This is a genomic window from Ursidibacter sp. B-7004-1, assembly GCF_053654055.1.
In genome coordinates this window covers 15,397-39,047 of the sequence record NZ_JBSIUP010000025.1, presented here as the reverse complement: position 1 = coordinate 39,047, position 23,651 = coordinate 15,397, and the positions used below count along the sequence as shown (strand labels likewise).

Annotated in this window: 26 protein-coding genes; 6 read left to right on the top strand and 20 right to left on the bottom strand. The window is 37.7% G+C overall.

Going from position 1 to position 23,651, the window contains the following annotated elements; translation table 11 throughout:
- Window positions 1–65: 65 nt before the first annotated feature.
- Complete coding sequence (locus ACWIW0_RS08945) at window positions 66–608, bottom strand: carboxymuconolactone decarboxylase family protein (protein ID WP_157394682.1); 543 nt, start codon at window positions 606–608, stop codon at window positions 66–68.
- 33 nt (window positions 609–641) lie between these two features.
- The gene (locus tag ACWIW0_RS08940) at window positions 642–1,709 is read right to left on the bottom strand and encodes an acyl-CoA dehydrogenase family protein (RefSeq protein WP_454453035.1); all 1,068 of its coding nucleotides are present in this window, start codon (window positions 1,707–1,709) and stop codon (window positions 642–644) included.
- Window positions 1,710–1,919: 210 nt separating this feature from the next.
- Between ACWIW0_RS08940 and ACWIW0_RS08935 the strand changes: the two genes are divergently transcribed.
- Genes ACWIW0_RS08935 through ACWIW0_RS08925 form a run of 3 tightly spaced genes read left to right on the top strand, consistent with a single transcriptional unit; the run spans window position 1,920 to window position 4,660 of the window.
- Window positions 1,920–2,717: an ABC transporter ATP-binding protein gene (locus tag ACWIW0_RS08935; protein WP_454453034.1), complete on the top strand. Its 798-nt coding sequence runs from the start codon at window positions 1,920–1,922 to the stop codon at window positions 2,715–2,717.
- Between the two features lie 12 nt (window positions 2,718–2,729).
- A complete protein-coding gene (locus ACWIW0_RS08930; protein WP_157394685.1) occupies window positions 2,730–3,896 on the top strand; it encodes an ABC transporter substrate-binding protein in 1,167 nt (388 codons plus the stop codon).
- A 20-nt stretch (window positions 3,897–3,916) separates the two neighbouring features.
- A complete protein-coding gene (locus ACWIW0_RS08925) occupies window positions 3,917–4,660 on the top strand; it encodes an ABC transporter permease (RefSeq protein WP_454453033.1) in 744 nt (247 codons plus the stop codon).
- Between the two features lie 60 nt (window positions 4,661–4,720).
- Here ACWIW0_RS08925 and ACWIW0_RS08920 read toward each other — a convergent pair whose 3' ends face one another.
- Window positions 4,721–5,434: a SanA/YdcF family protein gene (locus ACWIW0_RS08920; protein WP_454453032.1), complete on the bottom strand. Its 714-nt coding sequence runs from the start codon at window positions 5,432–5,434 to the stop codon at window positions 4,721–4,723.
- Window positions 5,427–6,323, bottom strand: coding sequence for a DMT family transporter (locus tag ACWIW0_RS08915; protein WP_454453031.1), 897 nt, complete (start codon window positions 6,321–6,323; stop codon window positions 5,427–5,429). Before ACWIW0_RS08915 ends, ACWIW0_RS08920 begins: the two co-directional genes overlap by 8 nt.
- Before the next feature lie 232 nt (window positions 6,324–6,555).
- On the opposite strand from ACWIW0_RS08915, the gene metX reads away from it, so the two are divergent.
- Window positions 6,556–7,638, top strand: a complete 1,083-nt coding sequence (gene metX / locus ACWIW0_RS08910) for a homoserine O-acetyltransferase MetX (protein ID WP_454453030.1) — start codon at window positions 6,556–6,558, stop codon at window positions 7,636–7,638.
- A gap of 5 nt (window positions 7,639–7,643) precedes the next feature.
- On the opposite strand, the gene recO is transcribed toward metX, so the two are convergent.
- The 9 genes from recO to ACWIW0_RS08865 form a co-directional block, all read right to left on the bottom strand.
- The gene (recO, locus tag ACWIW0_RS08905; protein WP_454446620.1) at window positions 7,644–8,363 is read right to left on the bottom strand and encodes a DNA repair protein RecO; all 720 of its coding nucleotides are present in this window, start codon (window positions 8,361–8,363) and stop codon (window positions 7,644–7,646) included.
- 9 nt (window positions 8,364–8,372) lie between these two features.
- Window positions 8,373–9,275, bottom strand: a complete 903-nt coding sequence (gene era, locus ACWIW0_RS08900; protein ID WP_157393880.1) for a GTPase Era — start codon at window positions 9,273–9,275, stop codon at window positions 8,373–8,375.
- A gap of 24 nt (window positions 9,276–9,299) precedes the next feature.
- Entirely contained in the window at window positions 9,300–9,971 is a 672-nt protein-coding gene (rnc, locus tag ACWIW0_RS08895; RefSeq protein WP_454446628.1) for a ribonuclease III, read from the bottom strand.
- Window positions 9,972–10,213: 242 nt separating this feature from the next.
- Window positions 10,214–10,669: a CAP domain-containing protein gene (locus ACWIW0_RS08890; RefSeq protein WP_454453029.1), complete on the bottom strand. Its 456-nt coding sequence runs from the start codon at window positions 10,667–10,669 to the stop codon at window positions 10,214–10,216.
- A gap of 31 nt (window positions 10,670–10,700) precedes the next feature.
- A complete protein-coding gene (locus ACWIW0_RS08885; RefSeq protein WP_454453028.1) occupies window positions 10,701–12,092 on the bottom strand; it encodes a nicotinate phosphoribosyltransferase in 1,392 nt (463 codons plus the stop codon).
- Window positions 12,093–12,189: 97 nt separating this feature from the next.
- Window positions 12,190–12,732, bottom strand: a complete 543-nt coding sequence (gene gmhB, locus ACWIW0_RS08880; RefSeq protein WP_454453027.1) for a D-glycero-beta-D-manno-heptose 1,7-bisphosphate 7-phosphatase — start codon at window positions 12,730–12,732, stop codon at window positions 12,190–12,192.
- Window positions 12,722–13,201 carry a thioredoxin-dependent thiol peroxidase gene (bcp, locus tag ACWIW0_RS08875; protein WP_454453026.1) on the bottom strand — a complete coding sequence of 160 codons (480 nt, stop codon included), beginning with the start codon at window positions 13,199–13,201 and terminating at the stop codon, window positions 12,722–12,724. Before bcp ends, gmhB begins: the two co-directional genes overlap by 11 nt.
- Window positions 13,202–13,210: 9 nt before the next feature.
- Window positions 13,211–14,458, bottom strand: coding sequence for a molybdopterin molybdotransferase MoeA (gene moeA, locus ACWIW0_RS08870; protein ID WP_454453025.1), 1,248 nt, complete (start codon window positions 14,456–14,458; stop codon window positions 13,211–13,213).
- A 58-nt stretch (window positions 14,459–14,516) separates the two neighbouring features.
- Window positions 14,517–15,149 (bottom strand): MarC family protein, encoded by a 633-nt coding sequence (locus ACWIW0_RS08865; RefSeq protein ID WP_454453024.1) that lies wholly within the window; start codon window positions 15,147–15,149, stop codon window positions 14,517–14,519.
- Between the two features lie 81 nt (window positions 15,150–15,230).
- On the opposite strand from ACWIW0_RS08865, the gene ACWIW0_RS08860 reads away from it, so the two are divergent.
- Together ACWIW0_RS08860 and menC are read left to right on the top strand one after the other, a co-directional pair.
- Window positions 15,231–17,174 (top strand): ABC transporter ATP-binding protein, encoded by a 1,944-nt coding sequence (locus tag ACWIW0_RS08860; protein WP_454453023.1) that lies wholly within the window; start codon window positions 15,231–15,233, stop codon window positions 17,172–17,174.
- Between the two features lie 87 nt (window positions 17,175–17,261).
- Entirely contained in the window at window positions 17,262–18,233 is a 972-nt protein-coding gene (menC, locus tag ACWIW0_RS08855; RefSeq protein ID WP_454453022.1) for an o-succinylbenzoate synthase, read from the top strand.
- Window positions 18,234–18,285: 52 nt separating this feature from the next.
- On the opposite strand, the gene ACWIW0_RS08850 is transcribed toward menC, so the two are convergent.
- The 7 genes from ACWIW0_RS08850 to lptC all read right to left on the bottom strand — a co-directional run bounded on the left by ACWIW0_RS08850 (window position 18,286) and on the right by lptC (window position 23,575).
- Window positions 18,286–18,918, bottom strand: a complete 633-nt coding sequence (locus ACWIW0_RS08850; protein WP_454453021.1) for a lipoprotein HlpB — start codon at window positions 18,916–18,918, stop codon at window positions 18,286–18,288.
- A gap of 135 nt (window positions 18,919–19,053) precedes the next feature.
- Window positions 19,054–20,238 carry an FAD-dependent monooxygenase gene (locus ACWIW0_RS08845; RefSeq protein WP_454453020.1) on the bottom strand — a complete coding sequence of 395 codons (1,185 nt, stop codon included), beginning with the start codon at window positions 20,236–20,238 and terminating at the stop codon, window positions 19,054–19,056.
- Between the two features lies 1 nt (window position 20,239).
- Entirely contained in the window at window positions 20,240–21,100 is an 861-nt protein-coding gene (rapZ, locus tag ACWIW0_RS08840; protein WP_454453019.1) for an RNase adapter RapZ, read from the bottom strand.
- Window positions 21,100–21,645, bottom strand: coding sequence for a PTS sugar transporter subunit IIA (locus ACWIW0_RS08835; RefSeq protein ID WP_454453018.1), 546 nt, complete (start codon window positions 21,643–21,645; stop codon window positions 21,100–21,102). The genes rapZ and ACWIW0_RS08835 overlap by 1 nt, the downstream gene beginning before the upstream one ends.
- 62 nt (window positions 21,646–21,707) lie before the next feature.
- Window positions 21,708–22,433 (bottom strand): LPS export ABC transporter ATP-binding protein, encoded by a 726-nt coding sequence (gene lptB, locus ACWIW0_RS08830; RefSeq protein ID WP_454453017.1) that lies wholly within the window; start codon window positions 22,431–22,433, stop codon window positions 21,708–21,710.
- Window positions 22,434–22,441: 8 nt separating this feature from the next.
- Window positions 22,442–22,960: a lipopolysaccharide transport periplasmic protein LptA gene (gene lptA, locus ACWIW0_RS08825; RefSeq protein ID WP_454453016.1), complete on the bottom strand. Its 519-nt coding sequence runs from the start codon at window positions 22,958–22,960 to the stop codon at window positions 22,442–22,444.
- Window positions 22,961–22,969: 9 nt separating this feature from the next.
- Window positions 22,970–23,575, bottom strand: a complete 606-nt coding sequence (gene lptC, locus ACWIW0_RS08820; RefSeq protein ID WP_454453015.1) for an LPS export ABC transporter periplasmic protein LptC — start codon at window positions 23,573–23,575, stop codon at window positions 22,970–22,972.
- Window positions 23,576–23,651 lie beyond the last annotated feature (76 nt).

Here is a 23,651-nt window from a genome sequence, read left to right as displayed (position 1 = left end):
ATATTCCAAAGATTAAAGGCTTCTACAACAGAAGCCTTTTTATTACCAGAAAACTAATAGGTTAATTAAGCATACGGTTGTAATTCTGGATTGATTGGCGTATCTGCAAGATTATTTGCATAGTTGCATAAGCTCGCTAAACTTACACCAAGTACAACATCTAACGCATTTTGTTGCGTGTAACCCGCCGCTAAAAACTCATTGAGTAACGTTTCACCCACTTTACCCTTAGTGTTGATTACTGCAAGGGTAAATTTTGCTAGCGTGTTTAGTTTTGGATCGCTAATCTCAGTAGTATTGCGTAGTGCTTGTAATAATTCATCAGGCATTTTGATCTGCTTAATAGAAATTGCGGTATGCCCTGCCACACAGAAACCACAACCGTTCGTTACTGCGGCTGTAATTTGTACCACTTCTCGCTCTGTTGGGGTTAAGCTATTGCGTTGATTGATTGCCCCAACGGTACGGTATGTTTCTAACGCTGTCGGTGCATTTGCAAGTACGCCAATTAAATTTGGAATATATCCGTTATTTTGTTGCACCGCTTTTAACGCCTCTTTTGCTGCTTCTGGTGCTGTTTCGATAGTATGAATTTGAAATTTAGACATTCTGACCTCTATATAAAATGTAAAAAATGATGATTAACTTACCGCTTGTAAAATCGTTTTAAGCTGTAAAGCACTAGGGGTTACGACTGGTAGGAACGCCCCTTCTCGCCAACGGCGAATAAAGTCGCTACCACCATTGCGTAAATATCCTCTTCCGCCTGATGCCTGTAATTCTAACAGTAAACTTTGTGCAACAACATCGACAATATCAATACGAATTTGAAATAATGCTTTCGGATTTTCAATAAAATAATGTACTTGATTTAACCCTTCTGCTAGCTGTGTTTGTAATGCTGTGAGCTTATCTCGCTGAACTTGCCATTCTGGTTCTAATACAGAACGATTACCCGATAAGGATTTTTCTACTTCTGCTAAGGCTTTTTCAGCTAAGCCAAATGCCATTCCACATTGTAAACCTAAAAATGCTGGGCGAACCTGCGCTAAATATTGCGAAGCATTATGGTCTAAAATCCAATCTAGATTAAGTGGAACATTATCTAACACAACACCAACAGTATTACTACCTTGTAAAGCAACTAATTGTAGTTCTGCAGTGCGAGTTACCCCTTCTGCATTGTAGGGGAGAGCTAATACAACAGGGGGCTTAGAGCCATCAGCATATTCAGCAGCAAAAATGGTAACAAAACCTTTTTGGCTTAAATTGGTTACCCAAGGTAAACGCCCCTGTAAGTAAAATTTTCCGTCTTTTTCAACAATCTTGACCTGTAATTCTTCAATTCCTGTTAGGAATTTTACGGCATTGGATAACCCTGTACCACCCGATAATTTCCCTTCAAGTAGATCGGCTAAGTAGGTTTCTCTTGGTATGCTATTACGGCTTGTGATTAAATTTTGGATAAGGGTTCTATGCCCCCAAGTAATAAACGCTGCGGTTAATGAGTGGTTTGCAATTTCTTGAATAGATTCAACCGCTTGTTGTACCGATCCACCCACACCACCAAACTCTTCTGGCACACCAATTTTAAAAATTCCTTGTTGTGCGATACGAGAAAATAACTCATCGGCATATTGATTTGATTGGTCTAATTCATTTGCATGTGCATCTAACCATTGCACAAAATCAGCAGATAATAATGACATCTTAACTCCCAATGTTTTATAACTTTTAACTATTTGAAATAGTAATGTTTTTCTTAAACGCCACAAATAACCAAAATTATTTTTATATTCCAGATTGATATAACATTTTTTATTCCAAATTAGCATATAACAGAATTTGAGATTCTTTCCCTATTTATCTGTTATTCCTTAATGTAACCATTATTTGATATTCATTGAGATAAACAAACTGTGTTAAAAGTCACTGATATTGCTTTGGGCTATGTGAAACAAAACCAATTTAATACCATTTTGGAAAATGTTTCTTTTGAAGTTGCTCAAGGAGAACTAACTTGCTTACTGGGTTCTAGTGGTGTAGGAAAATCCTCACTACTACGGGTGCTTGCTGGTTTAGATAAAGCAAAGCAAGGCTCTATTACCCTATTTGATCAACAAATTGAGCAACCTAATGCGGAAATTGGTTTTGTGTTTCAAGCACCGTCTTTACTCCCTTGGCTAAATGTAAAACAAAATGTTGCCTTTGGATTAGATTTTGCTTGTCGTGAAAAACTTTCTAAACGTGAAATTCAGCAACGTGTTGAACAAGCCATTGAAGAAGTCGGTTTAAAAGAAGCTAGCAATGCAATGCCACACGAGCTTTCTGGGGGAATGGCACAACGTGTCAATTTAGCTAGAGCCATTGCTCGTAAACCTAAGTTGATTTTATTAGATGAGCCTTTTTCTGCACTTGATCCCGTAATTCGTGAGCAAATGCAACAAATGTTACACGAGATTGTGCGTCATCATAATACGACTTCAGTAATGATTACTCACGATATTGATGAAGCCCTAATTGTGGCAGATAACATTCTATTATTAGGAAAAAACAGCCAAGAACCTGCCCATATTATTGGGAGATGGCAAATTGTTAGTGAGTTTCCACGAGATAACTTATTGTTATTAAACGATATTCGTCTTGATATTTTGCAAACTTTACAAGCAAGCCAACAACAGCATAAACAACATAATAGCCTTGAATACCTTATTTAGTAGGAGTTTTAAATGTACACCAACCGTAGAGATTTTTTAAAATTATTAAGTTTATTTACCGTAGCGGGCAGTGCCCCATTATTACAAGCTCAAGAAAATAAACGAGCAATTGATAGTAATGCCCCATTACGCATTGGCTATTTACCGATTACCGATGCAACGCCATTATTAGTTGCTCACGCTAAAGGTCTATTTGAAAAGCAAGGTATTGCGGTTGAAAAACCTGTTATGTTTCGTAGTTGGGCTCAGTTAGTAGAAGCCTTTTTAAGTGGGAATGTGAATGTTGTTCACCTCCTTTCTCCAATGAGTTTATGGGCAAAATATGGTTCAAATGCTCCTGTTAAAGTCGTGATGTGGAATCACTTAGCTGGCTCGGCATTAACTGTTCGTCCAGATATTAACAGTGTTGCGGAATTAGGTGGAAAAACGGTGGCAATTCCATTTTGGTATTCCATTCATAACATTGTGTTACAGCAATTATTAAGGGCTAATAATCTTTCTGTTACCGAAAAAGAACCCCAAGCGAACGAAGTTAAATTAACGGTAATGCCACCTTCTGATATGGTTGCCGCTCTTGCCAGTGGCAATATTGCAGGCTTTATTGTGGCAGAACCATTCAATGCACTGGCTGAAGCGAAGAATGTTGGTAAAGTGTTGCGTTTTAGTGGCGATGTTTGGCGTAATCACGCTTGTTGCTTAACACTTATGCACGAACAAGATGTGAATGAACGTCCTGAATGGGTACAAAAAGTGGTGAATGCTTTAACAGAAGCTCAAGTCTTTACCTTAAATGATCGTTTAGAAACCGCTAAAATTCTCTCTCGTGGTAATGGTTATACTCCGCACGATCAGAAGGTATTAGAAGCAGTTCTTGCACCAACGGAACAACAATGGGCAAACTATATCAAAACTGGCGCAATTCAACACCCTGAATGGCACCAAGAGCGTATTGGATTCCAACCTTATCCTTTTGATTCTTATATGGAAAAATTGGTAGAAGTACTGAAAGAAACACATATTTCAGGCAATAATGCGTTCTTAGCTAAACTTGATCCAAGCCAAGTTGCTAGAGATCTTAATGCTCCACAATTTGTGAAAAAAGCGGTAGAACAAGGGGGATGGTTAGAAACCTTTAACTTACAAAACGGTTGGACTCGTGTAGAAGAAATTGCGATTTAATAGGTTTGATAAGGATAATTATGAAACAAAAATACCTATTGGGAGCGGGTGGTTTGCTCTCATTATTTGCAATTTGGCAAGGGGGAGCATTGCTACTAGCAAAAAGTGTGCCGATTGCGACTAATCTTGCTCCCCAAGCAACATTTGAAAGCTTTTGGTGGTTATTTTCATCAGGCGAAATTATTCCACACATTACGGCAAGTTTACGGCGAATTGCTGTGGGCTTAGGCACTGCATTACTTGTTGGTGTTCCTCTTGGACTTGCTTTAGGGTTTTCTAAAAAATTAGAAATGTGGTGTACACCATCTTTTCAGTTATTACGAATGATCTCCCCACTTTCGTGGATGCCAATTGTGGTAATGTTACTTGGTGTTGGCGATTTACCTGTTTACTTTTTACTAGCTTTTGCTTCAGTGTGGTCATTGATTATTTCAACCACCTCTGGAGTAAAAAGTATTGACCCACAATGGCTACTACTTAGTCGATCAATGGCAGCATCTAAGACCGAAACTCTGTGTAAAATTGTTATACCTGCGATTGGTAGCCATATTTTAACGGGGTTGCGAGTTTCAATGGGGATTGCGTGGGTCGTATTAGTGCCTTGTGAAATGCTCGGGGTAAATGAAGGATTAGGCTATTTCATACTTGATACAAGAGATCGGCTTGCTTATTCAGAATTGATGGCAGCCGTTGTGATTATTGGGCTAATTGGCTGGGGATTAGATAGTTTATTACGCTTTGCTCTCACCAAAGGGGGGAGATAGACTTAGGTAATCACTCAATATGGGCATATATTCTATATATGCCTTTATCATCTTTAAGTATTACATTTTCCCTACGTCTAAACTTTGCATCTTATCTAATGTTGTTGCTTCTGCTCCAATCAGTAAATTAAATAACATTGCGGTGCGGGCAAATAGTTCTCTAATTCTCACTTTATAATGTTGTTCTGGGTATTTAGCAACAAAACAGATTGCATCAATGTGATGAAATTTAGCGATAAATAATGCCCGTTCACAATGAAAACGTTGTGAAATAATCGTAAAACTAGGAAGTTTAAATACTTTATCTGCACGAATAATTGAATCGAAAGTGCTATAACCTGCATAATCTTGAAGAATATATTGATTTTGCATTCCCATTCGGCGTAAGTCATTCGTCATTGTTTTCGGTTCATTATAATAAGCTGTCTTATTATCTCCGCTCATTAAAAAATAGCTGGATTTATTTGCTCGATAAACTTGCATTGCGGCATCAAGTCGATATTTATAATATAAATTAGGTGATCCTGATGGATAATATTTTGCTGTACCTAAGACTACCGCATATTCACGCTGTGGTAGTTTATCGATATCAGTATAGATTTGATCTTTTACCCAATAGCTTGTACCAATATCAATCAACAATATCATCAATATAAATGAAAAAAATAAGCCTACTAGCCATTTATAACAACGTAAAAAAGCACGAGCCACTTTTTGTTTTAAAGTGGCTTGTGGCTTGTTATGTTCGGTTTCCGCTAAAATGGAATTATTCATTCTGTTTAAATTGTTTAGTTTCTGCGTGAGTAATATACATTGTTGCAACAATAATAATGGCTGCCCCTAACCATAATTTACCTGGTGGCACCCAATTAAAGACTAACCACCCCGCTAATACATTCAATGGTAATTTAATAAAGTCAAATGGCTGAATATAAGAAGCATCTGCTAAATTATATGCCTTTGCTACTGCAAGTTGAGCTAATGCAGTGAAAAAGCCAAGTAAAATGAGAAAACCAAAATCACTAAATGATGGCAAGCTAAACCCAGTTGGGCTTAAATTAGTTAGGGCGATTAAGATGTTAAACGGCGTAATTAAGATAAACAGGTATGCGACCATTGTAGTGGGTGAATCTTCGCTAGAGAGTTTTTTGACCATTAGGGAATAACACGCCCAAAAAAATGCGGCGGCAACAGGTAATAGAACAATCCAATCAAAATTTTCTGACCAAGGTTCTAAAATAATCATTGCTCCAATAAAGCCTAAAAAAGTAGCAATCCAACGTTTGCGATCGACTTTTTCTTTCAACAATAAGCCTGAGCCAATGGTAACAAACAGGGGTGATGTCATCAATAATGCAATTCCTTGCCAAATAGGAATAGGGTGGGCTAATGCCATTGTCCAACATTGGATCCCAATCGCTGAGAGAAACACGCGGAAACAATGCTGTCCAAAATGTTTAGTTTTCAGAGATTGAAAAAAGCCCATTGTCGCCATACTCGGCATTAAAAACAAAAATGCTACCAAATACTGCACCAGTGCAATCACGCTTGCATCAATTGGGGAAACTGAGGTGAGTTTTGGGATTAAGGTATTCACACAAGCGAATAATACGCCTGCGGTAATAATAGCAATAGCCCCTTTAACAGGTTGATGAGTCTGCATAAAATCTCATTGATATAAATAAAAAAATCGTGCCGTAGCATAGCCGAGCTATTAAAAATTGCAAGGTAATTCTTCGTTTGATTTAGCCATTTAAAAATCTAGACGTTTAGACGGCTAAAAATTCTTGACAAATCTTATTGCTCTCGTTAATTTACTCACTCATTCTACACGCGAATTAAGCGGTAAGATTTATACAGAATTTTGCAAATAATTTAGGATATATAGGGAAAATATGGCACAGTCGGTTACACTTTTTGAGCATAATCCACTTCAACTTGTATTAGGTGGAATACTCTCACCCATTGACGTAGCCTATCAAACCTATGGCACATTAAATGAAGAGAAAAGCAATGCAGTACTACTCTGCCACGCTTTAACAGGTGATGCCGAACCTTATTATGCTTCACCTGCAGATAAAGGCTGGTGGCAAGATTTTATCGGATCTGGATTAGCTTTCGATACCGACAAATACTTTTTTATTTGTTCAAATGTATTAGGAGGTTGTAAAGGCACAACTGGTCCTGCATCAATTAATCCAATAACCAATCAACCTTATGGCAGCCAATTCCCTGTTATTACGGTACAAGATATTGTTAGAGTACAAAAAGCCTTAATTGACTATTTGGAGATTCCCCATTTAAAAGCCGTTGTCGGCGGTTCTTTTGGAGGAATGCAAGCAACACAATGGGCAATTTATTATCCTGATTTTGTTGATAATATTGTTAATCTCTGTTCATCTCTTACCTTGAGTGCTGAAGCGATCGGTTTTAATCACGTTATGCGACAAGCAATTATTAACGATCCTAATTTTAATGGTGGCGATTATTATCAAGGAACACCGCCTGATAATGGGTTAAAAATTGCTCGAATGTTGGGAATGCTAACCTATCGTACTGATATTCAATTAGCAAAAGCCTTTGGACGTGAAACAAAACAGCATAGCGAAGTGTGGGGAGATTACTTCCAAGTCGAATCTTACTTGAGCTATCAAGGTGTTAAATTTCTTGACCGCTTTGATGCCAATAGCTATTTACGTCTATTAAGAGCCTTAGATCTCTATGATCCAGCTCTAGGCTTTGAGAGTGAGAAAGACGCACTATCTCGTATTAAAGCAAATTACACTCTTGTCGGAGTAACTAGCGATCAGCTATTCAAGCAAGTGGATTTACATAAAAGTAAACAACGCCTTGAAAATGCAGGTGTTCCCGTTGATTTCTACGAGTTCCACTCTAATTTTGGACACGATGCGTTCTTAGTCGATTACACATTCTTTGAAGAAATGATTAAGAAAGGCTTAGCTAAAGAAAGTAGATAAATGCTCTAACCACTTTTTAGTCTATTTGGCAAAATAGATTGGAACAGTTCTCGGCTTTTCAAAGGAGCTGAGCCTAAATAAGGTTTCAAAGCAATGCGTGTAAAACGCTTAGCTGCCTGTTGTGTGCTTTTTTCGCCAAAATCTAAACGGTCAAAAGCAAGTAAATCAGCCCCTAAGAATGTGTTATTGTTTTGTAATAAAGATGCAATAAACCCTTCATTTTGATAAAATTGATAGGTCATCTTAGGATCAACTGGCTCACCCGTTGCTGCACAATGCGTAAAATTCACACCATAACCTACCGCTTGTAACATTCTAAATTCAAAGGTTCGTAAAATCGCTTCTAAGCTATCTGGGCGAGAGGCTAACTGTGTGATACATTGTAAATAGGACTGAAACAGTTCTGGATAAGCGGTATGATTTTCTAAAATTCTCACCAAAATTTCATTTACATAAAAACCGCTATATAAGGAATAAGTATTCATCGGTAAGGTCAAAGACGCTGGCTCAGCTTTGGTCAGCGTCTTTAAATCGCCTTTTCCGCTCCAAGATAACAACAATGGTGTAAAAGGCTGTAATACCGCTTTCAACGGGGAACGGCTGCGTCTCGCTCCTTTCGCTAAAAGAGTAATTCTCCCGTGATTTTCGGTAAAAAAATCCACGAGCAAACTAGTTTCACTATACTCTCTGCGGTGTAGCACAAAGCCACGTTCAAAAAGGCTCATTGAATATGATTATTCGTCCATATACCCCAAGCTACGCAAAGCACGTTCATCATCAGCCCAGCCTGCTTTGACTTTTACCCACAACTCTAGGTGAACTTTATTATCAAATAAGCGTTCCATATCCGCCCTTGCTTCTGTACCGATCACTTTGATTTTCTGCCCTTTATTGCCTATCACCATTTTTTTCTGACCTTCACGCTCAACTAAAATCAAGCCATTGATTTCGTAAGTACCACGCTCGTTCATCTTAAATTGTTCAATTTCCACCGTTACTGAATAAGGCAGCTCTTCACCCATAAAACGCATCAGTTTTTCACGAATAATTTCAGATGCCATAAAGCGTTGCGAACGGTCTGTAACATACTCTTCTGGGTAATGATGAACACCTTCTTTGAGCGATTCACGCACAAATTTCTCTAAAATATGCACATTTTTACCACGTTGCCCTGAAATTGGGATAATCTCTTTAAACGGGAATTTTTCGCTAAGTTGAATAATGTGTGGTAACAGTTCTTCTTTCTCTTTGATGTTGTCAATTTTATTGATCGCTAGCACTACTGGGGCTTTCGTACCACGCAATTTATTGAGAACCATCTCATCATCATCTGTCCATTTTGTGCCTTCTACCACAAAAATAACCATATCTACATCACTGATCGCACTACTTGCTGCTCGGTTCATTAAGCGGTTAATCGCACGTTTTTCTTCAATATGTAGCCCTGGTGTATCTACATAGATTTCTTGATACGCCCCTTCGGTTTTAATCCCAAGAATACGGTGGCGAGTGGTTTGAGCTTTGCGTGAAGTAATCGAAATTTTCTGCCCTAAAATTTTATTTAGTAGGGTTGATTTACCCACATTTGGGCGACCTACAATGGCAATAAAGCCACAATATGTTTTTTGTTCTGTCATTTTTTTCTCTGTGTAACTACATTGTTATTTGATATTTAGTTTTTGAATAACTTGCTCGGCGGCTTGTTGCTCTGCTTTTCTGCGACTCGTACCAATACCGATAAAAATTTCATCAAGTTTTTCAACTTTACAACTCACTTTAAAAGATTGATTATGGGCTTCACCTTTAATATCAATTACTTCATATTCAGGCAGTTTCATCTTTCTGCCTTGCAAAAATTCTTGTAAACGTGTTTTCGGATCTTTCGGTGCTTCGCCTGGTGTCATCTCGGTTAATAAGGTTTGAAACCAGCAGTACACACGTTCAATGGCTTTATCAATGCCTGCATCTAAATAGACCGCAGCGATAATTGCTTCCACGCAATCAGAAAGAATGGATTCTCGGCGATGTCCGCCACTTTTTAACTCTCCAGCACCTAGTTTTAAGTATTCACCAAGCTCAAACTGACGAGCCACAATAGCAAGAGTATGTTCTTTTACCAAAGCAGCACGCATTCGGCTTAATTCACCTTCATTTGCTTTTGGGAATTTTTCATAGAGAGCTTTGCCAATGGCAAAGTTTAAAATTGAGTCGCCTAAAAATTCAAGACGTTCATTATTGTGAGATGCCGCACTACGATGAGTTAAGGCTTGTTTTAGGTAATCAAGGTTAGCAAATTGGTAACCTAATTTTTTCTGTAATCGTTCTAATTGCATAATCTTTTCAAGGTAATGATGCCTATGACATCGGAAATTGACATTTACGCCAACAAGGTCGTGCATCATACCTTGATTTACGCAATTTTTAAACAAACAAGCGGTAAGATTTTGGGGATTTTTTGCAAATCTTCCTGTAAATCTTACCGCTTGTTGTTAGTTATGAAGATCGGAGTTGATCTCCCGCATATTATCTTATTTATCTTTCAACAAAACACCAATGTTAAATTACAGAAAATATCTTACCAAGGAGTTCCGAACGTTTGTACCCAGTAAATCCCTGAACGAGCCATTCCCATTTGAGTAAATTTGGGATTCATAATATTAGAACAGTGTCCAGGACTGTTCAACCAAGATTGGAGTGCGTCTGTCGATGTTTTATTCCCCATTGCAATATTTTCTCCTGCAGTAGAATACTCATATCCTTCTTTCTTTATTCGATCAAAAGGCGTTCTACCATCTAAACTATTATGAGCAAAATACTTTTTCTGAGCCATATCTACAGCGTGTTTTTCTGCTGCCTTTTGAAGTGCAATATTTAGTTGCAAAGGTTTTGCCGCTGAAAAGTGTTTTTTTCCACAATGTCTTGCTTGGCTCCGAGCTTGATTTACCTTTTCTAGCATCTCTTCTAGCGTTTCTGCAAAAGAAACAGATGTAGTACAAAACAACAAGCTGACGCTTAAGATAACTTTTTTCATTGTATTTCCTTACTAACGTTCCTGATTTCAATTAGACTATTTCCGTTCTACAGCGAATTTGCTCTAAACTTTCATCAATTAACAATTTCCCGTTTAAGAATACCGTTCTAAGTTGATTTTCCTTTTCATTAAGTTCTTCTATTCGTACAGTTTGCCACTCATTTTCCAATTTCGTTAAAGCAAGGATACCTTTCTTAGAACGTTTAGCTTGGCTCGTAATAGGGTCTTTGTAAATTGCAGTCCATTCACCATTAATACAAATTGCACTGGCTTTCATTGCCCAGCTCATTGTATCTCGGTTAATCTGCTGCAATAAGCCTCCACCCATTCCAAAATTAACATTTTCAACACTAAACCCAGCTTGTATAATTGCATTAAGAATAGCTTCAATGGAGTTTGTATTGATTCCATCACCTTGAATAATGCGGATAAAATCAGGTAATACTTTATACCCTTTACTATTCACTCGATAACCAAACTTATCTGCCAAAATGTCAAGTGTACGACAAACCACCTCTATTGGATCACCACTATCAGGACGAATAACTAATCGTCCACCTTTTTCAATCACTTTTTCTTTAAGCTGTTCTCCCCAAATATGCGATAAGGCATTCCATAGATCATAGCTATCCGAAACAACTGCATAGAGTTTATTCTCGCCTGCAAATTGGTCGATCATATTCTCATAAGCAGACTTTTCGTTATCTTTCCCCCAAGCTGTAATCGTACTATGTTCTGCCGCAGGAATAGAAAACGCAGGCATTTCATTTACGTTATACCAGCGTTTTGCTGCAACTAATGCTGACACACTATCCGTACCTTTAAAATTGACGAGATGAGCTAAACCACCTAATGCAACAGTTTCAAGGCTTGATGCACCACGCGCACCAAAATCGTGTAACTGAAAAGCTAATCCAGACATATCGTCAGCCGATTTGAGTAGTGCTTGTTTAATTTTTTGTTTGCAAAAATAAGAGATGCTCGCCACTGTTGAAGGATACCAAATGGCTCGTAACAACGCTGTTTCAAGATAGCCTGCAAGCCAGAAAAATTCAGGATCGGTATTTGTGATTTGGCAAACTACATTGCCAACAGGTAACACCGTTCCTTCGGCAACCGCTTCAATTTTAAGGGGTAAAAAACCGTTATGTTTATCTAATAAACGTTGCCAGCCTTGGCGATTAAAAGGTAAACCGTGTGCAACTAATACTTGTTCAGCATCATCAATATCTTGTTGAGTAATTGGTTTTAATAGATATTCTTTAATAAAGGCTTGGAGTCCAAATGTAACAACATCAAATTTGCCACCACGAGCTTCAATATAGTAAGAGAGATATTCAGTATTAGGGGGGTATTGCAACCAATGTGACGCTTTATAACTATCTACATTTAATAAAAGATTGGAAAAACTTGATGTATACATACCATTTCCTTTTATTTAAAAATAAAATTCTCCAATTTATGATATATATACTTTACCAATATGTAAATAAAAAATATCCCTCTAATACTATTTTAATTTATATGATTTTAGGTAAATCCGCCAAGCTATCTAACACCTTGTCTGCTTTAGCTTCAGCTTCGGCAGTAACCGCTTTACCTGTTCTCACTAAAATTTTTGTTTTTACGCCAGCATTTTCTGCGGCTAATAGATCTTCTAATTTATCGCCTACCATTATAGATTGTGCTGGGTCGATATTCAGATCTTGAATAGCTTGGGTAAACATTCCCGCCTTAGGTTTACGGCAATCACAATCTTCTCGATATTCGCCCTTTCCTTCGGGGTGATGTGGGCAATAATAGATACCGTCAAAATCCACACCACGATCAGCAAGCGACCAATCAAACCATTCCGTTAGCTGTAAAAACTGATCTTCACTGAAATAGCCTCGAGCAATCCCCGATTGATTAGTAACGAGTACCAATAAATACCCTTTTTTCTTTAAGGCAAGCAAAGCATCAATCACGCCATCAATAAATTGAAAATCATCAATTTGATGAACATAGCCGTGATCGATATTGATTGTGCCATCTCGATCTAGAAAAATTGCTTTATTTGCCATTTTCTAATCCTTTTACAAAATCGACAATAAGTTGGTGGTGTTCACTGGTTTTAAATTTGTCAAAAACTGCGATGATCTTACCGCTTTCATCAAGTAAAAAGCTAATACGATGAATACCGTCATAGGTTTTTCCCATAAATTTTTTCTCGCCCCATACCCCAAAGGATTCAGCAATTTGATGATCAGGGTCAGATAACAGGGTAAAATTTAACGCTTTCTTTTCGACAAACTGTTGTAATTTTTTGGGTAAATCTGGGCTGATACCTAGTACTAAAACATTCAATTCATCTAGCTCACTTTTGCTATCTCTTAAACCACAGGCTTGAGTAGTACAACCTGGTGTGAGAGCTTTCGGATAAAAATAGACTAATACTTTTTTTCCTTGAAATTGTGCAAGAGAAACAGGTTCAGCATTTTGATCTAATAAGGTAAATAGTGGTGCTTGTTCGCCTACGGTTAATAATTGCATTGTTGCCCCTTATTTTAATAAAAAGTTAAATGGTTGAATGGTTACTTTTTCACCTTGTGTAACATTACCACGCTCTCGTTCTAATACAATAAAGCAGTTACTTTCATTAAAGGCACTGAAAATATGTGATCCCTGAGTGCCAATTGGTTTAACTTCTAACTCGCCTTGTGAATTAACGCTGTAAAAACCCCGTTGAAAATCTTGTCGTCCAACAGCTTTTTTGAGTGGTGTAGCCGTATAAGCGGTGAGATTAGGTGAGAAATTTGCAATTTTTTCAGCCGAACAACCCGCTAGTTTCATCAATGCTGGTTGAACAAGCTGATAAAACGTAACTAATGCGGAAACAGGATTACCCGGTAAACCAAAGAACCACGTTTTGTTATCCGTATCTACTGAATTTAATTGCCCGAAAGCAAAAGGTTTGCCCGGTTTCATTGCGATTTTCCAAAAGCCGATTTGCCCACGTTTTTCTAACACATCTTTAGTAAAGTCTGCTTCCCCAACAGAAACGCCGCCACTGGTAATCAATACATCTGCATTTTGTTGTGCCTTAATAAATGCGTTTTCAAATTGGGTTGGATCATCAGGTAAAATGCCATAATCCATAATCTCACAATTTAATTTTTCTAACATTAAACGTACCGCAAATCGATTAGTGTCATAAATTTGTCCTGTGTGTAATGGATTACCTACGCTGACTAATTCATCACCTGTTGAGAGAATAGCAACTTTAATGCGTGGATAAACACGAATTTGTGCTATGCCTAATGACGCTAATAAGGGTAAGGTCGTAACATCTAATTTGCTCCCTTTGGCTAAGACTAACTGCCCTTGCTGAATATCTTCACCTTGTTGGCGAATATTTTCAAATGGCTTAGGCTGGCGAGCTAAACAGGCTGAGCCATCATTATTAAGGCTTGTCTCTTCTTGCATTACAACAGCATCAGTTCCTTTTGGAATGGCTGCCCCTGTCATAATACGAACACACTGTCCTTCGCCTATTTCACAAGTAAAGGGATTACCAGCAAAGGCTTTTCCAATCACTACAAGCGGTTGGTTAATGGAAAAGTTTTGCAAATTTACCGCATAACCGTCCATTGCAGAATTATCAAAATGAGGGACGTTAATCGGCGAGAAAATATCTTCAGCTAAAATTCGGTTCGTTGCCTGATCTAGCGAAATTAGTTCAAATTTGTTAGGTGTAGGCAACTGTTGTAGCATTTGTTCAAGTGCTTTTGGAAGTGGAAGTAATGACATTGTTTTCTCTTTAAAAGTGAAAAAGGACGTATCCAACACGCCCTTTTAAATCAATAGATTAAGATAACGGTGTAGTTGAAACTTGAGAGATAAAATCACGCAAGCCTAACAATATATTGTTAATCGCCACCGCAGATAAAATTAAGCCCATTACTCGGCTGATAATTGCCGCCCCCGCATTACCAATTAAATGTTGAATACGGTTTGCTACTAAAAAGAGTAAATAAGTAATCACTAAGACCGAAAGCATAATACCTGCTGTAACAAATTGGTCAGAAATACTGTAACGATGGTTATCTGTTAATAATACCACCGCCATCATCGCACCTGGTGATGCAATAGAAGGAACAGCCAACGGATATACAGCTAATTCACTTAAATTACTGCGAATTTTGATTTCTTGATCAGGTTTACTTTCACCAAAAATCATTGATAATGCAAAGAGTAATAGAACTAATCCACCTGCAATCTGGAATGCGGATAATGGAATTTGCATTGCTTCAAGTAACCACTGTCCCATTACTAAGAAAAAGAGTAAAATCCCAAATGAAATTAAAATTGCATTCCGAGCAATTTTACGGCGATCTTCTGGAGATAACCCGATAGTTTTCGCTAAATAAACGGGAATTGAGCCAATAGGGTCAATTACCGCCCAAAGTACAACAAATTGCACAATTAATGAATCAAACATTTACTTTCCTTAATCAAATAAATACATAGGCTTTATTGTGCATTAAATTTTCCTTAATACAAGTAACTTATATAAATTTCAATGATATTTTTTACAAATTTAACATTAAAACGTGGGCAAACTGTCCTACTCGAACAAGCCAATGCAACAATCCATACAGGGCAAAAAGTGGGACTTGTTGGCAAAAATGGCTGTGGCAAGTCATCACTCTTTGCCTTACTCAAAAATGAGTTATCTCCCGAAGGAGGCGAGGCGAAATATCCGCATCATTGGTCTATTGCGTGGGTAAATCAAGAAACCCCAGCATTAGATACCCCTGCCATTGATTATGTGATTCAAGGCGACCGAGAATATACCGACCTAATGGCACAGTTAGCACAAGCAAATCAAAGTAATAATGGTAATTTAATCGCAACCTTACACGCTCAGTTAGATACGATTGATGCTTGGACAATTCAATCTCGTGCCGCCACCTTACTCAATGGTTTAGGTTTTAGTACTGAACAGCTCAACTTACCCGTTAAATCGTTTTCAGGCGGTTGGCGAATGCGTTTAAATCTAGCTCAAGCACTGATCTGTCGTTCTGATTTACTGTTATTAGACGAGCCAACCAACCATTTAGATTTAGATGCGGTAATTTGGCTAGAACGTTGGTTAAGCCAATATCGTGGCACACTATTATTGATTTCTCACGATAGAGATTTTCTTGATCCGATCATCAATCGAGTGCTACATATTGAACAGCAGAAACTGAATGACTATACGGGGAATTACTCTTCTTTTGAAATTCAACGAGCAACTAAACTATCTCAACAGCAATCTGCTTTCCAACAGCAACAGCAAAAAATGGCACATTTACAAAAATTTATTGACCGTTTTAAAGCGAAAGCGAGTAAAGCCAAACAAGCTCAAAGCCGAATGAAAGCCTTAGAAAAAATGGAACTTATTGCTCCTGCTTATGTTGATAGCCCATTTTCCTTTGAATTTAAAGAACCATTAAGTTTACCAAATCCTTTACTTTCAATGGAAAAAGTGAGTGCTGGTTATGGCGAGAATACGGTTTTACAGTCTGTTAAACTAAACCTTGTTCCCGGTTCAAGAATTGGTTTACTAGGACGCAACGGGGCAGGTAAATCTACGTTAATAAAATTGTTAGCAGGCGAAATTACTGCACAATCAGGTCATACTCAACTGGCTAAAGGGGTACAACTTGGCTATTTTGCACAGCACCAACTTGATACGTTAAGAGCTGATGAAAGTGCGTTGTGGCATTTAGCTCGCCTTGCCCCCGAAAAAACAGAACAAGAGTTGCGTAATTATTTAGGTGGTTTTGATTTCCACGGTGATAAAGTCAAACAAGCAGTAAACAGTTTTTCAGGTGGAGAAAAAGCTCGTCTAGTATTAGCTCTTATCGTGTGGCAACGCCCAAATCTATTGTTATTAGATGAGCCAACCAACCACTTAGATTTAGATATGCGTCAAGCCTTAACAGAGGCTTTAACACAATATGAAGGCTCGTTAGTTATCGTTTCACACGACCGCCATTTGCTCCGCAGCACCGTAAATGAATTTTATTTGGTACACGATCATAAAGTGGAAGAATTTAAAGGTGATTTAGACGACTATCAAAAATGGTTAAATGAGCAAAATAGCTTACTTGAACAGCAGAAAAAACAGGATTTTGCAAAAAATACGAGCAATCCTACCGCTTGTGATACACCAAACGAAAATGAAAACAGTGCCGCTAACCGCAAAGAACAGAAGCGTTTAGAAGCAGAACTTCGCCAACAAGCTGCCCCATTGCGTAAACAGCTTACCCTGTTAGAAAAAAATTTGGAAAAACTCACCGCTTGCTTGCAAACTCTGGAAAACACATTGGCTTCCCCTGAAATTTACGAAGCAGAGAATAAAGCCAAACTCACTGAAACACTTGCTCAACAAGTCGCCACCAAAAAACAGCTTGAAGAAGTTGAAATGGAATGGCTCGAGTTGCAAGAACAACTAGAGAATTTGTTGAATGGTTAATTCTGTGATAGCGGTCGAGAAATAATAAACTTTTGATATCGAAAAACGAGCCATAGTGTCGATATTATTTTATCTTGAGTACTTACAATGCGTTCAGCTAAACTTTACCAATATCAATTACCCGTAGAAACGGGCATTATTTTACGCCAACGCCGTTTAAAACAGCGTGAGGGTTTTATTGTACATCTATTGGATAATGGACGTTCTGGCTGGGGAGAAATAGCCCCCTTACCTGAATTTAGTAGCGAAAATCTTGCAGATGCAGAGCAACAACTTCGCCACTGGCTAGCTCTTTGGCAAAATGGGGAAGTCGATCATTTAGATCAATATAGCCCTTCCGTTGCTTTCGGACTCAGTTGTGCGTTAGCTGAAATTGAGCAAACATTAGGTGAAAAAGGAAATTATCAAACCGCTCCGCTATGTTATGGCGATCCTGATGAGCTTTATGCCAAATTGAACCAACTACAAGGCGAAAAGATTGCCAAAATTAAAGTTGGTCTGTATGAAGCCAATAGAGATGGATTGATTGCGGATATGTTTTTGGAAGCGATCCCCGATTTAAAGCTCCGTTTAGATGCTAATCGCTCGTGGACTTTAGAGAAAGCGGTACAATTTGCCAGTAAAATTGCAACTGATAGAAAACATCGCATTCAGTTTATTGAAGAACCTTGCCGAACACCTGAGCTTTCTCGTCAATTTGCACTCGAAAATCAGTTAGCAATTGCTTGGGACGAAAGTGTGCGAGAACCTAATTTCTTAGTAAAAAAAGAGCCAAATCTTACCGCTATTATTATTAAGCCAACTTTGACCGGTTCAATTCAAAAATGTATTAACTTAATTCAGCAGGCTCATCAGCAAGGTATTATTGCGGTTATTAGTTCAAGTATTGAATCTAGCTTAGGGCTAACACAGCTTGCTCGTTTAGCTCACCAATATACGCCGAATACCTTACCTGGTTTAGATACGCTAAATTTAATGCGATATCAGCTACTCCGCTCTTGGCAAGGATCAACTTTACCTTTAGTAACTTTAGATAGTGAATTTATTTGGGAAATTTGAGTCAATTAAAAAAGGTTAGTTTTTCAACTAACCTTTTTAAAATAATTTTTAATTATTTTGCAAATTTTTGTTGTAATTCAGCTTGGATAGCTTGCAATTCAGTACTAACTTGCATAAGTTTGTCTGTTTTTGCCTTCATTTCATTTTGAACTTCTTCACTTGGTTGCTCGCTCACCATTACATTGATTGCTGCTGAAAGTAATTCGTGAGATAAAGATAAACTTTCTTTTAATTTATCTTTCAATTGTAGTATTTCTGCGTTTTTAATTTCTACTGCATCTAAACTCTTAAGAACATCACTCACTTTTGCAGTAAATTGCGTGAAAGCACTTTCAATTTGTGCTTTATCTTGTGTTGCAATTTTTTGTTGAAGCTCTGCTTGAAGAGTTGCCATTTCTTTCTCTTGCTCTGCATTCCAGACTACTAATTTTTTATAATCTTCAACACCTTGAGCATCAACTTCTGAGGTTTGCTCTGCTTTTGGGGCTTCAGCTACTGATGTTTGCTCTGCTTTTGGAGCTTCAGCTGCTGGTGTTTGATCTTCTTTCTTCTCTTCAACTTTAGTAGCTTGAGTCGTTTCTGGTTGAGCTGCAGGAGCTTCCGCTTTTTTCTCTGCTGGTTTATCGCAAGCTGTTAAGAAAATAGCAAATAATGCTGTAGCACTGATTTTAGTAAATTTATTCATTAAAGTGGTCCTCAAAATTAGGGTAATAAAAAATGCCATCAAAAAATGGCATTGCATTGTACTCGCAAATAGACAGGTAAAATATTTTTTGGTTCATTAAAATAAGTTTCCACCTTTCAAATGAACAAAAAACAATCAAAACCCTAAAGTCTGTTGGATAAACAGTTTCTTTATATGGCTATTTTTATTACTTAAAGCAACGCCAACCCCTCGCAATAACTTTTTAACAGGGTGATTTCCTGCAAAAAGCTCTTTTAGCCCTTTCATTGCAGTCAAGACCTTCACTGCTTCTACTTTACGAAGTCGTTCAAATTGGCGTAAATGTCGGTATTCTCCAATATCATTACCTAGTTCAATATGTCGTTTTAATTCAGCTGATAACGTAATAACATCGGCAAATCCTAAATTTACACCAAGTCCTGCCAATGGGTGAATTGTGTGAGCAGCATCGCCCACTAATACAATACGAGGTTGTGCGAAATTGCGTGCATAGCGAGCTGTAAGCGGGTAGATATGTCGCTCCGTTTGCAATTCACATAATCCCAGTCGATTATCAAATGCAATTGTTAAGGCTTTATTAAATTCCGTTTCATCAACTTCTGAAAGTGTTTGGGCTTGCTCTGGTGGCAATGACCACACGATAGAACAATGATGCGGGTCATTAAGAGGAAGAAATGCCAAAATACTCTCTGGTGAAAAAATTTGACGTGCTGTTTGCTGATGTGATTCAGCGGTTTTTACATTACAGACTAAAGCAGTATGTTGATAATCTTGGCTTACCAACGGAATATTTGCCTGTTTACGAACCCAAGAATTTGCCCCATCTGCCCCAACCACTAATTTTGTAGCCAGCATTTCACCATTTTCTAAGGTTAAAAATGCACCTTGTTCGCTTACGCCAAACGTTTTTGGACTAGATAAAATTATTTCAACATTTTTCTGCTGGCTAACAACTTGCCATAACGCTGATTGGATTTGCTGATTTTCAATGATAAAGCCTAATTGCTCCAGACCAAGCTGTTTAATAATAGGATCTTGATTATCAAAATGAATATGTGCAAAGCTATCTTTTTCCCAAACAAACATTTGTGAATAAGGAGATAACCGCTCCGTAGGGATTTTTTGCCACGCTCCTGTCTGCATCAACATTTGTTGGCTTGCAAAATTGATCGCACTCACTCGGTTAGAAATTTTATTGTTAGCTAAAATCGGTACTGATTTCTCAATAATTTTAATGGTACAGTTACTCTCTGCAAGTAAACTTGCTAAAGCTAGCCCAACCATACCGCCACCAACAATTACAATATCTGCACTTTTCATCTTACGCCTTCTTATGATGTTTCTCTAAACTACGATGACGAACCTGTACTTTCTTATCTCGGCCTGCAAAATATTTTGCAAGTTGTTCCGCAATAAATACAGAGCGGTGTTTGCCACCTGTACAGCCGATGGCAATTGTCAGATAGCTACGGTTATTTTGCTCCAATGCAGGTAGCCACATTTCTAAATAGTTGCGAGTATGGTAGATAAAATTGTGAACTTCAGTTTGCCGTTCTAAAAAATCAATCACTGGCTGCTCTAACCCTGTCATAGGGCGAAGTTCTGGATTCCAGTGGGGGTTAGGTAAAAAACGCACATCAAAAACATAATCGGCATCAGGCGGTACACCATATTTAAAACCAAAGGATTCCACCACAATTTGCATTTCCTTTTCTGCTTTGCCTCGCAGTAATTCTCTTAGCTTTTCTGCTAATTCGTGTGAAGAAAGATAAGTAGTATCTATAATATGATTTGCTTGGTGGACCAGTGGTTCTAACAGTGTATTTTCTAATTCAATCGCACTTTCAAGGGATAAATTATCATTAGACAGGGGGTGTACTCGGCGAGAATCGCTATAACGGCGAACTAAGGTTTTTCGACCACAATCTAAAAAGATAATTTTAGTCTCAATATCCTTTGGCAAGCGAGATAATACATCATCTAAAATTTGTGGATTTTCAGGTAAATTACGAACATCAAGACTTACCACTGTTGAGCGGTCTGATTTTGCAAAAAAAGCTGCAAGATCTGGTACTAGAGGTAATGGAATGTTATCCACGCAATAATAACCAACATCTTCTAATGCTCGTAGTGCGACTGATTTCCCTGCTCCAGAACGTCCACTAATAATGACTAATTCCATTATACCTCCGTAGTTTCTGTAAGTTCTTGTTCTTCTAAATGCTGTTCAGCATTATGTTGATCTGCATAGTGTAGGATTTGCCAGATATCCTCCACTGAAGTCGCATTTCGAAGATGCTTAATTAAGTTTTTATCTGATAATTGTTGGGCTATCTGCGGTAAACTTGATTTATATTGTTCACAATATTGTTCGGGAAATAGAATGGCATAAATAAGATCCACTTCCTTATTATCTGCTGCATCATAATCAATCGGGGTTTCCAACTGCAAAAAAACAGCAATTGGTTTTTCTAGTTGGATAATATCATTTGACGGTAATTTAGCGTGTGGAAGAGCCACCCCATTATTTAAAGCCGTAGAACCTAGTTTTTCTCGTTTAAATAGATTAGCAAAACATTCCACAGGGCAGACTTGCTCAGTATTAGTATCATTATTTAATGAACTCGCTACAATTTTCCCAACTAGCTCCAACGCTCGTTTTTTACTGGAGATAAACACACCTTGCTGGATATGCTCAGGCATTAAAAATTCAGTCAGTTTTGTCATAATTAAATGAAAGCGGTAAGATTTAGCATATTTTTTGCAAATCTTACCGCTTATTTCTCATCTTATAGTTTGAATTGCTCGCCTAAATAAACACGTTTTACATCAGGATTATTTAGTACATCTTCTGGTGTACCACTTGCAATCATTTGACCGCTTCCCACAATGTAAGCTCTCTCACAAACATCTAATGTCTCACGTACATTATGATCAGTAATCAATACGCCTAATCCTCTCTCTTTTAAATTGACAATAATTTTCTTTATATCAATAACAGAGATAGGATCAACACCAGCAAAAGGTTCATCAAGTAAAATAAATTTAGGGTTTGCGGCTAATGCTCGAGCAATTTCAACACGACGGCGTTCTCCACCTGACAAAGATTGTCCTAGACTATTACGAATATGTTCAATATGAAATTCTGCAATCAATTCATTAGCACGATCTTTGCGTTGTTGTTCATTCAAATCTTTACGAATTTGTAAGACTGCCATTAAGTTATCATACACACTTAGACGACGGAAAATAGAGGCTTCTTGCGGTAAGTAACCGATTCCTTGTTTTGCTCTATCGTGCATCGGTAGCACGCTAATATCTAAATCGTCAATACGAATTTTACCTTGATCGTGGCGGACTAATCCAACAACCATATAGAATGTAGTTGTTTTTCCTGCTCCATTTGGTCCGAGTAGTCCGACAATTTCACCTGCTTTCACATTCAAGCTAACATCTTTGACGACCTGACGACTTTTATAGCTTTTGGCTAAATGTTCTGCATAAAGCGTTGGCATAACTTTACCTATTTCTTCTTAGAATCTTGCTTGTTATCTTGCAACTGTGCTGGGATTAATACTGTTTTAACACGAGATTTACCACCACTAGATGCTTTAAGTTGTTGTTTTTTCACATCATAAGTAATGCGTTCAGCTTTAATAAAACTATCTAACTGTTTTAGCTCTGCATTGCCAATAAGTGTTAGGAATTCTGATCCTAAATCATAATTAACACTACTCGCCTTACCATTAACTGGTTTACCATTATCTAAAGTTTGTTGAAAGGTAACTGGAGAGCCACTGGCATCAATCGTTTCTTTCTTACCCTCTTGGCGAGTGATTTTAACTTTATTAGCTGTAATTTTAATTGAGCCTTGCGTAATCAGTACGTTATCAGTAAAAATAACAACATTATTATCCATATCAAGCGATTGACTACCCGAATCAATGTTTATCGGCTGATCGGTATCACCTTTTAACGCATAAGCAGACATACTCATCGTTAAACAAGCGGTAAGAAATAGGGATTTTTTTACAAATTTCATTCAGTATCCTTATTGATTTTTAGAAGGAGATGACTCTTCTGTATTCTTAATAACAGTTGGTTCAATATACGTTTTGACATCTTTTGTCAGCGTTGCAACTTGTTTTTTTAAATTTCCAACTAAACCTGTTCCTGTTGTTGTAAATCCCATACCTTTTGATTTTACAACACTTTCGGTAGAAATATCGTAAGTAGATAGATTAACTGATAGAGTATCTGTTTCGATATAGGTTAAACGAGATGTAGCATCTAAGCTCTCAATTCTTACATTACCTTTTAAATTTAGCATTCTCTCTTTGGTGATTTCTGCATAATCTGCTGTTACTTTCCACTGTTTAAGTGCTGTTTCAACATCAAAGAGATCGAGTAAAGGTTTAAAAAATTCTGTTCTTTCTGTGGTTTCATAGTGTTTAATCTCTTGGGCTTCCGCAAAATACTGTGGCTTTCCATTTGCATCATAGACGGTAGTTTCCAATTTATTCCCAACATATTCAGGAGTGCCTTCACGCTTAACCAATTGTGCTAAATTTGTACTATCACTCTCTCTCTGACTGAAATACCAGCCGATTAAAATCGCCACAATCAGTAATAAAATTAGATTTAAACGGATATTCATATTCTCTCAATTTCTGCAAAGATAGCGTGCAATTATACATTATAGTGGATCGATTTTGAAATAATAGTTGTATGGC